The 14,939-nt window shown below is 67.9% G+C and carries 12 protein-coding genes; 5 read left to right on the top strand and 7 right to left on the bottom strand.

Going from position 1 to position 14,939, the window contains the following annotated elements; genetic code table 11:
* Position 1: 1 nt before the first annotated feature.
* The 4 genes from ACMZPQ_RS16560 to lpxH all read left to right on the top strand — a co-directional run bounded on the left by ACMZPQ_RS16560 (position 2) and on the right by lpxH (position 5,570).
* On the top strand, positions 2-2,926 hold the full coding sequence (locus ACMZPQ_RS16560; protein WP_197583090.1) for a TonB-dependent receptor domain-containing protein: 2,925 nt from the start codon (positions 2-4) through the stop codon (positions 2,924-2,926).
* A gap of 178 nt (positions 2,927-3,104) precedes the next feature.
* Positions 3,105-4,250, top strand: a complete 1,146-nt coding sequence (locus tag ACMZPQ_RS16555) for a glycosyltransferase family 4 protein (RefSeq protein WP_197583089.1) — start codon at positions 3,105-3,107, stop codon at positions 4,248-4,250.
* Positions 4,231-4,770 carry a phosphatase PAP2 family protein gene (locus ACMZPQ_RS16550; protein ID WP_197583088.1) on the top strand — a complete coding sequence of 180 codons (540 nt, stop codon included), beginning with the start codon at positions 4,231-4,233 and terminating at the stop codon, positions 4,768-4,770. Before ACMZPQ_RS16555 ends, ACMZPQ_RS16550 begins: the two co-directional genes overlap by 20 nt.
* Positions 4,771-4,823: 53 nt before the next feature.
* Positions 4,824-5,570 (top strand): UDP-2,3-diacylglucosamine diphosphatase, encoded by a 747-nt coding sequence (lpxH, locus tag ACMZPQ_RS16545; RefSeq protein WP_197583087.1) that lies wholly within the window; start codon positions 4,824-4,826, stop codon positions 5,568-5,570.
* A 54-nt stretch (positions 5,571-5,624) separates the two neighbouring features.
* On the opposite strand, the gene ACMZPQ_RS16540 is transcribed toward lpxH, so the two are convergent.
* The gene (locus tag ACMZPQ_RS16540; protein WP_197583085.1) at positions 5,625-6,878 is read right to left on the bottom strand and encodes a zinc-dependent metalloprotease; all 1,254 of its coding nucleotides are present in this window, start codon (positions 6,876-6,878) and stop codon (positions 5,625-5,627) included.
* A 225-nt stretch (positions 6,879-7,103) separates the two neighbouring features.
* Here ACMZPQ_RS16540 and ACMZPQ_RS16535 point away from each other — a divergent pair, with 225 nt between their 5' ends.
* Positions 7,104-8,561: a T6SS phospholipase effector Tle1-like catalytic domain-containing protein gene (locus ACMZPQ_RS16535; RefSeq protein ID WP_197583084.1), complete on the top strand. Its 1,458-nt coding sequence runs from the start codon at positions 7,104-7,106 to the stop codon at positions 8,559-8,561.
* Between the two features lie 92 nt (positions 8,562-8,653).
* Here the strand turns inward: ACMZPQ_RS16535 and ACMZPQ_RS16530 are convergent, their stop codons facing one another.
* From ACMZPQ_RS16530 to ACMZPQ_RS16505, 6 genes are all read right to left on the bottom strand, one after another.
* Positions 8,654-9,478 (bottom strand): ferritin-like domain-containing protein, encoded by an 825-nt coding sequence (locus ACMZPQ_RS16530; protein ID WP_197583083.1) that lies wholly within the window; start codon positions 9,476-9,478, stop codon positions 8,654-8,656.
* 9 nt (positions 9,479-9,487) lie between these two features.
* On the bottom strand, positions 9,488-10,954 hold the full coding sequence (purF, locus tag ACMZPQ_RS16525) for an amidophosphoribosyltransferase (protein ID WP_197583081.1): 1,467 nt from the start codon (positions 10,952-10,954) through the stop codon (positions 9,488-9,490).
* A 30-nt stretch (positions 10,955-10,984) separates the two neighbouring features.
* Complete coding sequence (locus ACMZPQ_RS16520) at positions 10,985-11,746, bottom strand: CvpA family protein (RefSeq protein WP_197583080.1); 762 nt, start codon at positions 11,744-11,746, stop codon at positions 10,985-10,987.
* 43 nt (positions 11,747-11,789) lie between these two features.
* Positions 11,790-12,833, bottom strand: coding sequence for an SPOR domain-containing protein (locus ACMZPQ_RS16515; RefSeq protein WP_414486076.1), 1,044 nt, complete (start codon positions 12,831-12,833; stop codon positions 11,790-11,792).
* 81 nt (positions 12,834-12,914) lie between these two features.
* Positions 12,915-14,186 (bottom strand): bifunctional tetrahydrofolate synthase/dihydrofolate synthase, encoded by a 1,272-nt coding sequence (folC, locus tag ACMZPQ_RS16510; RefSeq protein ID WP_197582989.1) that lies wholly within the window; start codon positions 14,184-14,186, stop codon positions 12,915-12,917.
* Between the two features lie 41 nt (positions 14,187-14,227).
* Positions 14,228-14,872: a histidine phosphatase family protein gene (locus ACMZPQ_RS16505; protein WP_008268389.1), complete on the bottom strand. Its 645-nt coding sequence runs from the start codon at positions 14,870-14,872 to the stop codon at positions 14,228-14,230.
* Positions 14,873-14,939 lie beyond the last annotated feature (67 nt).

Raw genomic sequence — 14,939 nt, 5'->3', positions numbered from 1 at the left:
AATGACTTCACGTACCACCGCGTTGGGCCAGGCCATCCGTTACGCCCTGGCAACCACCGCGACGCTGGCTGCCCTGCCGGCCTTCGCCCAGAGCAGCAACGCTGCACCGACCACCCTGGACCGCATCGAGATCACCGGTTCGCGCATCCGCCAGGTTGACGTTGAAACCGCCCAGCCGGTGCTGGCCCTGTCCCGCCTGGACATCGAACGCCAGGGCTTCAGCTCGGTCTCGGACATTCTGCAGAACGTCACCGCGATGGGCAGCCCGACCATCAGCCGCGCCAACGTGCTGTCGGCCGGTGAAGATGCCGGTGGTACCTACGTCAACATGCGCAACCTCGGCACCCAGCGCACGCTGGTGCTGGTCAACGGCAAGCGCCTGGGCATCAGCACCTCGGGCCTGCAGGACGTGTCGACCCTGCCGGTGTCGGCGGTGGAACGCATTGAAGTGCTGAAGGACGGCGCATCGGCCATCTACGGCTCCGACGCAATGGCCGGCGTGATCAACATCATCACCCGCACCAATGTCAGCGGTATCACCGCCAACGTCTACCACGGCCAGTACAGCGAAGGCGACGGCGCGCGCGATCGCTTCGACGTGGTTGCCGGCTGGTCCAATGACCGCTTCTCGGCCACCTTCGCCGCCGAGCACTCCGAAGAAAAGGCGGTGTGGGCACGTGACCGTGGCTTCAGCCGCTACAGCAACACCGACCGCCACCCGACCGATGGCTGGACCACCAACAGCCAGTGGGGCCAGTTCTATGGCTTGAAGGGCGGCCCGGGCTGCACCAAGGCCGCCGGTTGCGACTACGCGCTCAACCGCGGCAGCGACCCGACCAACCCGGCCAACTACCACTTCACCGACCCGACCGCCTTCACCGGCGATGTCAGCAACACCAACGATCAGATGCACCTGAGCTATCCGATCAAGCGTGATTCGCTGTACTTCTCGGGCCAGGCCAACATCACCGACACCGTGCGCTTCAAGGCCGAACTGGGCTACAACAAGCGCAGCTCGACCCGCGTCACCGCCGGCTATCCGTTCGACACCACCACCGCCAAGATCAACCCGATGGCGGTGGACAGCTACTTCAACCCGTTCGGCACCCAGCACAATTACGCCAACCCGACCGCCGTCAGCTGGAACCGCCGCCTGTGGGAAGTGCCGCGCACCAGCACCAGCGAACTGAAGACCTACCGCGCGGTTGCCGCGTTCGACGGCTCGTTCGACATCGGTGAGCGCTACTTCGACTGGGAAGTGGGCTACCAGTACAACAAGAACGAACTGCGCCAGCACACCACCGGCAACCTGCACAAGGGCCGCGTACAGGCCGCCACCGGCCCGTCGTACTACAACGCAGCCACCGGCAAGGTCGAGTGCGGCAAGCCGGGCGCACCGATCAGCGGCTGCCTGCCGTGGAATCCGTTGATCCCGTACGGCGTGGAAAGCCCGTATGGCATGACCAACAACCAGGCCCTGCAGGACTGGCTGTTCCCGGCCGAGAACGCGACCGGCCGCACCACCTCCAAGAACGCCTTCGCCACCATCAGCGGCAGCCTGTTCACCCTGCCCGCCGGCGACCTCGGCTTCGCCTTCGGTGTGGAAAACCGCGAAGAAACCGGCAAGTTCGTGCCGGACGCGCTGGCCCAGACCGGTGCCACCACCAACCTGGCCGCAGGCCCGACCGGTGGCTCGTACAAGGTCAAGGAAGCCTACCTGGAGTTGAACGTGCCGGTGCTGGCCGACCTGCCGGGCGCACGTGAGCTGAGCCTCAACGCCGCGACCCGCTTCTCGGACTACAACACCTTCGGCAACACCCTCAACAGCAAGTTCGGCTTCAAGTGGAAGCCGATCGACCAGCTGCTGGTGCGTGGCACCTGGGCGCAGGGCTTCCGTGCCCCGACCATCTCCGACCTGTACGGTGGTGGCTCTGAAACCTTCGCCAACTTCTCCGATCCCTGCGACAGCAAGTACGGCTCTGCCCGTACCAGCGCCGAAGTGCGCGCGCGCTGTGCGAAGGACATCGCCGACGTGGCCAACTTCCGCCAGCTGGACAGCAGCAACAAGCCGACGGAAGGATCGGTCGCCGCGACGCCGACGCCGTTCATTGGCGGATCGAACCCGAACCTGAAGCCGGAAACCTCGACCAGCCGCACCCTGGGCGTGGTCTGGAGCCCGACCTTCGTCAGCAACCTCAACGTCTCGCTGGACTGGTGGAAGATCCGCATCGACGACACCATCGTCGACGACAGCCCGAACCAGATCCTGATCGACTGCTACGAGCAGGGCCTGGCCGACCGTTGCTCGCGCTTCACCCGCAACGCGACCACCGGCATCGTCACCGGCCTGAAGTTCGGTGGCCGCAACGCCGGCTTCGCCGAAGTGGAAGGCTACGACATGGATCTGTCGTACCGCCTGGATACCGACTACGGCAAGCTGAGCACCTCCTGGTCGACCACCTACGTGGCCAAGGACATCTACCGCTCGTCCAACGACAGCTCGATCGTACCGACGGTCAACAACGGCATCGCCACCAACACCGGCATCGGCTTCCGCGTGCGTTCGAACCTGACCGTCGGCTGGGACCTGGAGAACTTCGGCGTGAGCTGGACCGCGCGCTACTACTCCAGCGTCAAGGAACAGTGCGTCAACCCGACCAAGTACGCCGACGAGTGCTCCGATCCGGGCGTGATCGCGCCGTGGTACAAGGGTGCGCGCAACTACAACGAGCGTGGCGCAGTCACCTTCCACGACGTGCAGTTCCGCTACAACCTGCCGTGGGATGCCACCGTTTCGGTCGGCGCCAACAATGTCTTCGACAAGCAGGGCCCGATCATGTACACCAAGCCGCGCTCGGTGTTCTCGTACTACGGCGGCTACGACATCGGTCGTTTCATCTACATGAAGTACACCCAGCGCTTCTGATCCACCCGCGCTGTTGAAACACCACGACCACGGCCCTTCGGGGCCGTGGTTTTTTGTTTCCGCGCAGGCGGCCGGGCGGTGAGGCGAGCCTCCCGGGCCTGCGTCATCTGGCGGTCGCAAAGTGGTCATATCGGCTACATCGCCAGCCTTGAGCATGCGGGAAACCGGGAGGCCCGCCATGCGCTATGCCATCGTCACCGAGACCTATCCGCCGGAAGTGAACGGCGTTGCCCTCACCGTGCAGGGCCTGGAGCAGGGACTGCGTGCATCCGGCCACGAGATCGACCTTGTCCGCCCCCGCCAGGCCAGCGAAGCACTGGACTCGGCACCGGGCACCCTGCTGGTTCCCGGCGCGGCCCTGCCGCGTTACCCCGGCCTGCGCTTCGGCCTGCCGGCCCCGATCCGGCTCGGTCGCCACTGGCAGCAGCAGCGCCCGGATGCGGTCTACGTCGCCACCGAAGGCCCGTTGGGCTGGTCGGCGCTGCGCACCGCGCGCCGCCTCGGCATTCCGGTCGCCAGTGGCTTCCATACCCGCTTCGACGAGTACCTGCCCGACTACGGCGTGGCCTGGCTGCAGGCCGCGGCGATGCGCTGGATGCGCCGATTCCACAACCAGGCCGACGCGACCCTGGTCCCCACCCGCGAGCTGCAACAGTTCCTCGGCGAACAGGGCTTCGAGCGCGTGCGCCTGCTGGCGCGTGCGGTCGACAGCCAGCAATTCGATCCGGGCCGGCGCGATCCCGCACTGCGCGAAGAATGGGGCGTGGATGGCACTGGCCTGGTCGCGATCTACGTGGGTCGCATCGCCGCGGAAAAGAACCTTGGCCTGGCTGTAAAAGCGTTCCGCAGGCTGCAGCAGATCCGCCCGAAGGCACGCTTCGTGTGGGTGGGCGATGGCCCGGCACGCGAAAAGCTGGCGCATGAGAATCCCGACTTCATCTTCTGTGGCATCCAACGCGGCGATGCACTTGCTCGACACTTCGCCAGCGGCGATCTGTTCCTGTTCCCCAGCCGCAGCGAGACCTTCGGCAACGTGACCCTTGAAAGCATGGCCAGCGGTGTCGCCACCGTGGCCTTCGATTACGGCGCCGCCCGCGAGTACCTGCGCAACGGCGAAAACGGCGCGGCGGTGGATACCGACGAGCAGTTCATTGAAGCCGCCGTGCAGCTGGCCGCTGACGACGCGCAGCGCCAGGTACTGGGCAGCAACGCCGCACGTGCGATGAAACGGCTGCACCCGCAGCAGGTGGTGGCGGAGTTCGATGCCCTGTTGGCCGAGCTGGCCCAGTCGCGGAGGAGCGGCCATGCGCACCACGCGGCTTGAGCTGCTGGCCGACCGCGAAGCGCGCCTGTGCCGGCGGGCAAACCACTATTGCCGACGCCGCCGCGTGCGCCGCCTGTTCTCGGTGATCAGCCGGCTCGGTGATGGCGTGTTCTGGTATGTGCTGATGGGCGCGCTGGTGCTGCTCGATGGCTTCGACGGCCTGCGCGCCTCGGTGCACATGGCCGCCACCGGCCTGGCCGCGTTGCTGCTGTACAAGGGCCTGAAGCGCTGGACCCGGCGCCCGCGCCCGTATGCGGCCGACCTGCGCATCCGCGCCTGGGTCGCACCGCTGGATGAATTCAGCTTCCCCTCCGGCCACACCCTGCATGCGGTGTCGTTCACCATCGTCGCGCTGGCCTATTACCCGTGGCTGGCGCCGCTGCTGGTGCCGTTCACGGTGGGCGTGGCGCTGTCGCGCGTGGTGCTGGGCCTGCACTATCCCTCGGACGTGCTCGCCGCCACCGGCATCGCCATCGGACTGGCGTCGGCCAGCCTGGCCTGGTTGCCGCTGCCGGTCTGACCCCCACGGTGCAGGCGGCGCTACCGTCATCGTTGATGCCCTAGAATGCGGGCATGACCACGTTGTTCATTTCCGACCTGCACCTGGACCCCAGCCGTCCGGAGATCACCGACCTGTTCCTGCGCTTCCTGCGCGAGCAGGCACCCGGCGCCGATGCGCTGTACATCCTCGGCGACCTGTTCGAAGCCTGGATCGGCGACGACACGCCCTCGCCCGCCGCCGATGCGGTGGCCGATGCGCTGAAGGAGCTGTCCGACAGCGGCGTGCCGGTGTACTTCATCCGCGGCAACCGCGACTTCCTGCTCGGCGAGGATTACGCGCGCCGTGCCGGCCTGCGCATCCTGCCTGACCCATGCATGATCGAGCTGTATGGCCGCCCGGTGCTGCTGCAGCACGGTGACCTGCTGTGCACCGATGACATCCCCTACCAGCAGTTCCGCGCACAGACACGCGACCCCGCGTTCCAGGCGCAGTTCCTGTCCCAGCCGCTGGCGGCACGCATCGCGTTCGCGCAGAAGGCCCGCGACGCCAGCCAGGCGCGCCAGTCCGAGATGAAGCAGGACGACCGCGCGCAGTTCGAGTCGGTGACCGACGTGGCCCCTGCCGAAGTCGAGGCCACCTTCGTGCGCCATGGCGTGGACACCATGATCCATGGCCATACCCACCGTCCGGCGATCCACACGCTACGGGCCGGCGGACACGAACGCACCCGCATCGTGCTGGGTGACTGGTACGAACAGGGCTCGGTGCTGCGCGTGGATGCCAGCGGCTGGTCGCTGGATACCCTGGCGCGCGGCTGATAACCACGGCGCGGACATCCGCGGCCGCGCAAGGCGGCCGCGGACAGTACAGGCTCAGCGGAAGGCCGCGATGGTGGCCTTGGTGTTGACCAGCACGCGTTGGTTGTCGGCCGTACTGGCGTTGCCCATCGGGATGCCGTTGTAGCTGATGTTCGGGTTGGACCAGTAGTTCAGGCGTGGGCAGCTGCGGGTGCAGTTGTAGGCCATGATCGTGCGCCAGCCGGTGCCGGTGGCCGGTTCATAGCGGTAGCCATGGCCATAGGCGTAGGGCGACGTGCTCGAATCGGTAGCGATGTCATGCCGTGCGCTCTGCAGGTGGCCGATCTCGTGCGCGAAGGAGTAGTAACCGGTCGCGCAATCCCAGTACACCGCGGCGAACGCGGTCGAGGCGTTCGAACCGATGCCCGAGGCCAGCCCGCAGTACGCGGCGTTGTTGATCAGCAGCACGCCGACGTCGGCGGCGGTGGTGTTGCGGCTGGTATGGATGCTGTCCATGTAGCCATCGCTGGTGCCACGGAAGCGCGCCAGATCGGTATCGAAGCTGCCTGACTCGCTGTAGCTGGTGGTCTCGTAGCCGGCCAGCTGCATGGTGATGCCGACGTTGCTGTTGACATAGCCCTGGTTGGATTCGGCCACCGCCAGCTGCACCAGCGACTGCATGTTGCCGCCGTAGGCAGACACCGCAGCATTGGTCGCCACCACCAGCACGCGGATGGTCGCCGGCGTGCCGGACGAGGCCTGCGCGATGCCGATGTGGTCGTTGTCGCCCATCGGAATCTTCGGCAGCTGGTTGTAGTCAGCCGGATGATCGGCCGGCATCCGCGATTCATCCACTTCCACCAGCACGTGGCGGTTGCCCAGCGGACGCAGGCGATACAGCTTGCCGTCCTTGCGGATCGAACCGGTGATGGTGTCACCCGAACGCACCAGGATCAGCGAGTTGCCCGGATCGTCCTGGCCGTTGGAGGTGGCGGCGGTCAACCGGTCGGACGGCGAGCGGAACTGGCCGTACCAGATGCTGCCACCATCGGGCAGCGCCTCGACCTTGCTGCGCACCGCCTGCACGCGCTTGCCGAGCAGCTCGAACTCCAGTTGCGGTTGCGCCGTAGCCGCGGCGTCGACACGCACTTCCTGTACCGTCGCCGTGGACGGCGTGGCCAGCAGCTTGCCCAGGGCGGGCTCACTGTTCGCCGATGCCCGGCTGATCACCGTGACCGGCTCGAACAACGGTGCCGCATGCGCGGCCGCTGCCACCGACAAACCCAACACCAGGCCACCTGCCGCTTTGCCAATCGATCTGGACAACATTGCGTCGCTCCTTGAGAGAATTGAACAGCGTTGATGCAGCACGCCCGGGTTTGCCGGGTCTGGCCATATGGCCTGCGCGGGTCGTGTGAATTCAATAGTTGATGCGAATGAAAATCAGGAATTGTGATCGACCGCATCTGCGTTCAGTCAGGTCAAAAGCGTCACTACACGTCGCTAACACACTCTTTTCGCGCTACTTTGACGCAGCCACGACGGGGAATGCACATGGCACCAGCGCAGGACACGGACGAAGATGTCGGCTTGCTGCGGATCGGCCTGTTCTTCGACGGCACCCGCAACAACGCCCACAATCTGGCGCGTGGTCGCCCGCAGCTTCCACAGCCCCGCCCCGCCGAACTGCGCGCCGACGACGATTCGACCTACCAGAGCCGGCTGACCAGCAGCTACGACAACGGCGAGACCAACATCGCGCGCCTGCAGCAGCTGTATCCGGACAGCCGCCGCGATACGACGGCCACGCCCACGCTGTCGATCTACGTGGAAGGCGTGGGCACCCGTGACGGTGCCGATGATGATCTGATCGGGCTGGCGTTCGGCAGGGGTGCCAGCGGTGTGCGTGCAAAAGTGCGGCGCGCGCTGCAGGTGCTGCTGCCGGCCGCGCTGACCGGACTGTCTTCGCGCTGGCGGCAGCCACTGCGCCGCGTGCAGTTGGATCTGTTCGGCTACTCACGCGGTGCGGCGGCGGCGCGCGACATCGCTAACCAGCTGCAGGATTGGGACGCTTCGCGCTGGCGCCAGGTGCTGCAGGGAGCGGGCCTGGCCTGTGCCGCCGACTTCGCCCCGGCAACGCCGCGGGTGCGCTTCATCGGTCTGTTCGACACCGTGGTCGCGGTCAATGGCGGCCGCGCCGACGAGCAACCGCGGGTTGCCCTGCGCAGCGGGGTTGCCGCCACAGTCGTGCAGCTGACCGCGCGCGACGAGCATCGCCAGCACTATCCGCTGACCAGCGTCGCCCCCCCGTTCACCGAGCTGGCCTTGCCCGGCGTGCACGCCAACATCGGCGGCGGCTACAACCAGCTGGAGGAAGGCCCCAAGCTGCTCAGTCGCCCGCGGCGGCAACCGCTGCGCCGTCCTGCCATTGCCGACTACCAGACACCGCCACTGGCGATGCTGCAGGCGACCACGGCATACGCCGAGGCGCAGGCCGACGCCGAGCGCTGGCGGCAGCAGCTGGGTGCGAGCGACAAGGAAGTGTGGGTCGATGTCTGGCACCAGTGGCAGCAGCAGCGCCGTGCCGGCAGCCGCAGCGTGCTGCTGTCGCCGGTGTTGTACGTGACGGCCGCCGTCGTGCTGCGTCGACGCATCGACTGGCGCTACCAGCTGATTGCGTTGCAGGTGATGCAGCAGCGGGCGCGCGATGCCGGCGTGCAGTGGCGCGCCAACGCCGCCGATGTTCCCGGCTGGGAACTGCCGTCGGCATTGCAGCCGATTGCACGGCGATTGGTCGCCGGACAGGCGCTGACCCAGCCCCAGGAGGCAGTGCTGCGGCGGCGCTACCTGATGCAGTCAGCACACTGGAATTTCGACGCACTGGGCGACACCGCGTTGACCTACGCCGCCGACGCCGGCGTCAGCGAACTGCCCTACCGGCCCGGGCCCGGCCTGTTCTACATCAACCGGCCGACCGTGGACGGCAAGCGCGTGGTGTTGCCGAACACCTGAACTGCATCCACGCATGGCGTGGATCTACCGGGCCGGGTGGACATCTTGCAGTAGATCCACGCCATGCGTGGATGGCCACCCACCGCCGCCGGTCAGCCGGCCTGCTCGACCAGGTTGGCCAGTTCGTCGGCATCGAAACCGGCCAGCAGGCGGGCTTCCATGTTGAACGGTCCGTGCAGGTAACCCCCGGCGTATTCCATCAACAATTGCTTGAAGCGTGCGCGCGGCTCGACACCGGCGCGATCGCAGTACCAGCGGTACCAGCGCGAACCGGCGGCGACGTGCGCGACCTCCTCGCGCAGGATCACTTCCAGCACCTCGGCGGTTTCGCCGTCGCCGACCCTGCGCAGCTTCTCGATCATGCCTGGGGTCACGTCCAGGCCCCGCGCTTCCAGCACGCGCGGCACCAGCGCCATGCGTGCCAGGCCATCGTGCGCGGTCTTCTCGCACATCTCCCACAGGCCATTGTGCGCAGGGAAATCGGCGTACTCGTGGCCATGTACCCGAAGGCGTTCGCGCAGCAGCATGAAGTGCCGCGATTCGTCATCGGCACAGCTGACCCAATCGGCATGGAATGCTGACGGCAGGCCACGGAAGCGGTACACCGCATCCCAGGCCAGGTCGATCGCGTTGAGCTCGATATGGGCAATGGCATGGATGAAGGCGGCCCGCCCTTCCACGCCACCGAGCCCACGCCGCGGCACTTCGCGCGGGTGTACCAGCACCAGCTGCGGCGGCCGGCCCGGCATGCGGATCGGCTCCGCTGGCGGCGCATCGGCGGCCACCTTCAGGCGGCCGGCCCGGAACGCGGCGGCATGGGCCTGGGTCAGCGTGACCTTGCGCAGCGGGTCGGCTTCGGCCAGGCACTGCTGCGCCGCGCGCAGCAGGTCGCCACCGACGTCGGGCACGTCAACCACGGCTGGACCTCAGGCGCGGCGCTTGTGCTTGGCGTCGTCCGAACGCAACTGCTGGATGCGCTCGAAGTAGCCCGGCTCGATACCGGTCGGATAGTGCCCATTGAAGCAGGACGAATCGAAACTGTGCAGTGCCGGATTGCCTTCGCTCACGGCCGCTTCCATGTCTTCGATGTCCTGGTAGATCAGCCAGTCGCAGCCCAGGTGCGCTTCGATCTCTTCCACGGTGCGGTTGTGCGCGACCAGCTCTTCGGCGGCCGGCATGTCGATGCCGTAGATGTTCGGGTAACGCACCGGCGGTGCGGCGCTGGCCAGGTAGACCTTGCGCGCACCTGCATCGCGTGCCATCTGCACGATCTGCTGGCTGGTGGTGCCGCGCACGATCGAGTCGTCCACCAGCAGCACCACGCGGTTGCGGAACTCCAGGTGGATCGGGTTGAGCTTGCGGCGCACCGACTTCACGCGCTCGCCCTGCCCCGGCATGATGAAGGTGCGGCCGATGTAGCGGTTCTTGATGAAGCCTTCGCGGTACTTCACCCCGAGCACGTTGGAGATCTCCAGCGCGGCATCGCGCGAGGTATCCGGGATCGGGATGATGGTGTCGATGTCGTGGTCCGGGCGCAGGCGCAGGATCTTCTCGCCCAGCTTGATGCCCATGCGCATGCGCGCCTTGTGCACCGAAACGTTGTCGATCATCGAATCCGGACGCGCGAAGTACACGTACTCGAAGATGCACGGGGTGTGCTCGGCCGGTTCGGCGCAGATCTCCGAGAACAGCTCGCCACGCGCGGTGATCACCAGCGCTTCGCCCGGCTGCACGTCACGCACGCGCTGGAAGCCCAGCACGTCCAGCGCGGCCGATTCCGACGCGACGATGTACTCATCGCCCTCGGCGTGGCTGCGCTTGCCCAGCACCAGCGGACGGATGCCATGCGGGTCACGGAAGGCGACCAGGCCCAGGCCCAGCACCACGCTGACCACCGCATAGCCGCCCTTGCAGCGGCGATGCACGCCGGCCACCGCACGGATCGCGGCTTCCGGGCTCAGCTGGCGCTGCTGTTCCAGTTCGTAGGCGAACACGTTCAGCAGCACTTCGCTGTCCGAATCGGTGTTGACGTTGCGGCGGTCCTGTTCGAACACCTGCTGGCGCAGCGCCTCGGTGTTGATCAGGTTGCCGTTGTGGGCCAGCGCGATGCCGTACGGCGAGTTGACGTAGAACGGCTGCGCCTCGTCCATGCCTTCCGAGCCGGCGGTCGGGTAGCGCACGTGGGCGATGCCGACGCTGCCTTCCAGGGTGGACATGGTGCGCGCATCGAAGACATCGCGGACCAGGCCGGTGGCCTTCTGCACCCGCAGGCGGCTACCGCTGGCGGTGGCAATGCCCGCTGCGTCCTGGCCACGATGCTGGAGGACGGTCAAGCCGTCATACAACTGCCCGGCGACGTTCTGGTTGCCGACGATTCCGACGATGCCACACATGGTGCGAGGTCTCCGCTGGGCTGTGCCCAGTTACAAGGAAGGTGGCCGTACCTGGCCGGGGATCCCGCCCGCGTCAGGCGCGGGCCGGGCCGGGCGCACGGGCGCCGGCTCGATGTTGCTGGGCAGTGCGGGGGCCCGTCCGGGCTCCGGCTCCACGCTCACGGGCCGCGGCCATCCACCGCCCGCCACTACCTGGTTGAGGACGCCATTATCGCCTGTGACCGACGGCTTGCCCAACACCTGCTGTGGAGATGGGGCGTCCTCGGCCAGAGGCAAGGGCAGCCCTTGCGGCAGCAGCGCCTGCAACGGCAGCACCGGAGCCACCACCTCGTCCAGCTGCGGCAGCTGCGTCTGCATCCACGCCACGGCGGGCTGCAGCACCGGGCGCAACTGGGACTGCCGCCACGCCGGCTCGCCCGGCAGCGCGGTGAAGCCGGCCAGCAACAACAGGACACTGGCGAAGAACACGCCACGGACCACGCCCAGGGCGCCGCCCAGCAGGCGGTCGACACCGCCGAGCAGGGTCAGCTTGATCACTGCCTTGAGCAGCAGGCCGAGCAGGCCCACCAGCACCACGGTGGCCACGAAGACCCCGAGATAACCGGCCAGGTAGTGGCCGCTACCCGGCAACTGCGGTGCGGCCCACCAGTGCGATGCCTGGTTGCCGAAGGTGAATGCTGCCCAGCCGGCCAGCAGCCACGACACCAGCGCTACGACCGTGCCAACGAACCCGCGGATGAAGCCGAACAGAGCGGACGCGCCGATCAGCACGCCCAGCACGATGTCGATCACGCGACCCGCTCCTGCCTACGACAGCGGCGGACAGCGCGCCCGATCACGGGTGCGGCCGGACCATGCCGGCGACGCCGACCTTGGCTGCGACCTGCGCCTTCAACTGCTCGGCATCGGCGCGGTTGGCCACCGGCCCGACGCGGACGCGATGCAGGGTGCCCTTTTCGGTGCGCACCTGTTCGACGAAGGCACTGAACCCGGCGGCACGGACCTTGTCACGCAGCGCGTTGGCATCGTTGGCCTGGCCGAACGCGCCGAGCTGCACGGCGAAGCCGACACCGCTGGCGGCAGGTGCCGCCGGGGTGGCCGGTGCCGTCGCCGGCTTGCTGGCGGTGGCGTCCGGCTTCGGCTCGGGCTTGGTCGCCTCGGGCTTCACTGCCGGCTTCGGCGGCTCCGGCCTGGTGGCCGGGGTGGTGGTCGCAGTCGGCGTGCTCGGCGGCAGGCTTTCACTGTGCACCGGGTTGGCGTTGGCCGACGGTGTGGTCGCCGCGGCCGGGGTGCTGGCCGTCGGCGCCGCCGGGGCCGGCGTGGCGGCGACTGCGGCATTGCTGCTTGCCGCCGCATCCAGTGCAATGACTTCCGCCTTCACATCAGCGCGGATCTTCACCGCCTGCAGGCGGGCCGCCTCGGCCTGGGCACGATCGGCATACGGCCCGACGCGCACGCGCCACGCCTGGCGGCCGTTGATGGTGGCCGTCTCGGTGAATCCCGGCAGCTGCGAGCGCTTCAGGTAGGCGATCACCGCGTCGGCGTCGCCCTTGCTGCCATAGGCACCGAAGGTGACCGCGTAGTTGCCGGCGGCGACTGCGGGCGAGGTATCGACGGTCGGCGGCGTGGCCGGCGCGGCCGCATCCGGCAGCGGCTTGGCCTGGCCACTCTGCAGGCCGGTGGCGCCACCGGCCGGCGCGACCAGCGGCAGCTCGCGGGTTTCAAACTGGCCATCGGCCGGTGCATCCGGCGCGGCGATCGGCACATTGGCCACGCCGCTGTCCGGCGCAGGTCCCTTGACCAGCATCGGCAGGAAAATCACGGCCAGCGCCACCAGCACGATGGCACCAATCAGACGCTGTTTCAGAGGCGTATCCACGTGAGGCGGGCAACTGTCCGGAGGTTGCGGTCGATTATACGGGTGCCGGACCGGACGGCGTCGGCGTTGGCTGAACGTGGATCAGGCGGGGTTCTGCAGCCACTGCAGCGCGGCGGCGGCGGTATGGAAGGACCCGAACACCAGCACGCGGTCGCCGCGACCGGCCCGGGCCAGCACCTGCGCCAGCGCCTGCTCGACGCTCTCGGCCTGCTGCGCGCTGGCAGCGGCGGTCGCGCCCAGACGCGCCTGCAGCTGGCTGGCACTCTGCCCACGCGGACCATCCAGCCCGGCCAGGGTCCACTCGCCCACCACGTCCTGCAGCGCCTGCACCACACCCACCGCGTCCTTGTCCTGCAGCGCGGCATACACGGCCAGCGTGCGGCCGGCCGAGGCTTCGGCCTTCAGCGCACGCGCCAGCTGCGCGGCCGCCTGCGGGTTGTGGCCGACGTCGACGCGGATCTGCACGCCGTCGCGCTCGAACGCCTGCAGCCGCCCTGCGATGCGCGCGGCGGCGATACCGGCCGCCCACGCTGCACGCGGCACCGGCTTGTCCAGCGCGCGCAGTGCGGCGATGGCGGCACCGGCATTGGCCAGCTGGATCGGGCCGGCCAGCGCCGGGGTCGGCAGCTCCATGCGCAGGCCGACATCACGCCAGCGCCAGCGCTGGGCATCGATCGGCTCGTAGAAATAATCGCTGCCGCCGCGGATCGCATTGGCACCGACCAGGTAGGCACGTGCGAGCACGCTCGACGGCGGATCGGTCTCGCCCAGGATCACCGGCTTCCAGCCGCGGATGATGCCGGCCTTCTCGGTGCCGATCGCTTCGCGGTCCTCGCCCAGCCACTCGGCATGGTCGATGTCGACGGTGGTGATCACCGCAACGTCGGCGTCGACGATGTTGACCGCATCCAGGCGACCGCCCAGGCCCACTTCCAGCACCGCCAGGTCCAGCCCGGCGTCGGCGAACAGCTGCAGCGCAGCGAGCGTGCCGTACTCGAAATAGGTCAGCGTGATGTCGCCGCGCGCGGCTTCAATGGCGTTGAACGCAGCGACCAGCGCGGCATCGTCCACGTCCTTGCCATCAATGCGCACGCGCTCGTTGTAGCGCAGCAGGTGCGGCGAGGTGTACGCACCGACCTTCCAGCCCGCGGCGCGCGCGATGGCTTCGATGAAGGCCACGGTGGAACCCTTGCCGTTGGTGCCACCGACCACGATGGTGCGCTTGGCCGGCACGCCCAGGCCCATCGCCGTGGCCACGGCGCGCACGCGCTTCAGGCCCATGTCGATGCTCGCCGGGTGCTGGCGTTCAATGTAGTCCAGCCAGTCGGCCAGGGTGGTCGGGGTGTTCGTCACGGCAGCGGTTCCAGCAGAAGCAGTTGATGCGAAGGGATGGATCAGAGGGCGCGGTGCTTGGCTTCGCCGAAGAACGGCGTGTGGTGGGCGCAGTCGTTCAGGCGCACCACTTCCAGGCTGTCCAGGTCGGCGCCTTCAAGCAGGTTGAGGGTGGTCGGCGCCTGGCGGAAGGTCCACAGGCGGGAAATCGGCAGGCCCAGCACCTTGCACAGGATCACGCGGTTGACCGCGTCATGGGCAACCACCAGCAGGGTGTCGTGCTCGCCGAGGCCTTCGGTGGCACGGGCCAGGCCGCGCCAGCTGCGCTCCAGCACCAGGCGCAGCGATTCGCCACCGGGCATCAACACGGTATCGGGTTCCTCGCGCCAGGCCTGCAGGCGCGACGGGTCCTTTTCGTGGATCTCGCTGGCCAGCAACCCTTCCCATTCGCCGTGGGCGATTTCCTGCAGCTCCGGCTCGGTCAGCAGCATGTCGGCTCGGGCGGCGCCGAGCGCCAGCTGCGCGGTGCGCTGCGCGCGCGACAGCGGCGAGGCGACGGCACGGGTGATGTCGACCGAGGCCAGCCGGGCGCCCAGCGCCTGGGCCTGGGCTTCGCCGATCGGCGAAAGCGGGATGTCGATCTGGCCCTGGTAGCGGCCTTCGGCGTTCCACGGCGTTTCGCCGTGACGGGCAAGCAGGATGCGCATGCGTGCAAGGGGTCCTGGGGGGAGGAGGTTTCCGCATTTCGTTCACATCCTGTGAAGTACGCGGAAC

It is taken from the genome of Stenotrophomonas maltophilia (genome assembly GCF_047497515.2).
Classification (GTDB): domain Bacteria; phylum Pseudomonadota; class Gammaproteobacteria; order Xanthomonadales; family Xanthomonadaceae; genus Stenotrophomonas.
This window is presented reverse-complemented; position numbering and strand designations above follow the sequence as displayed.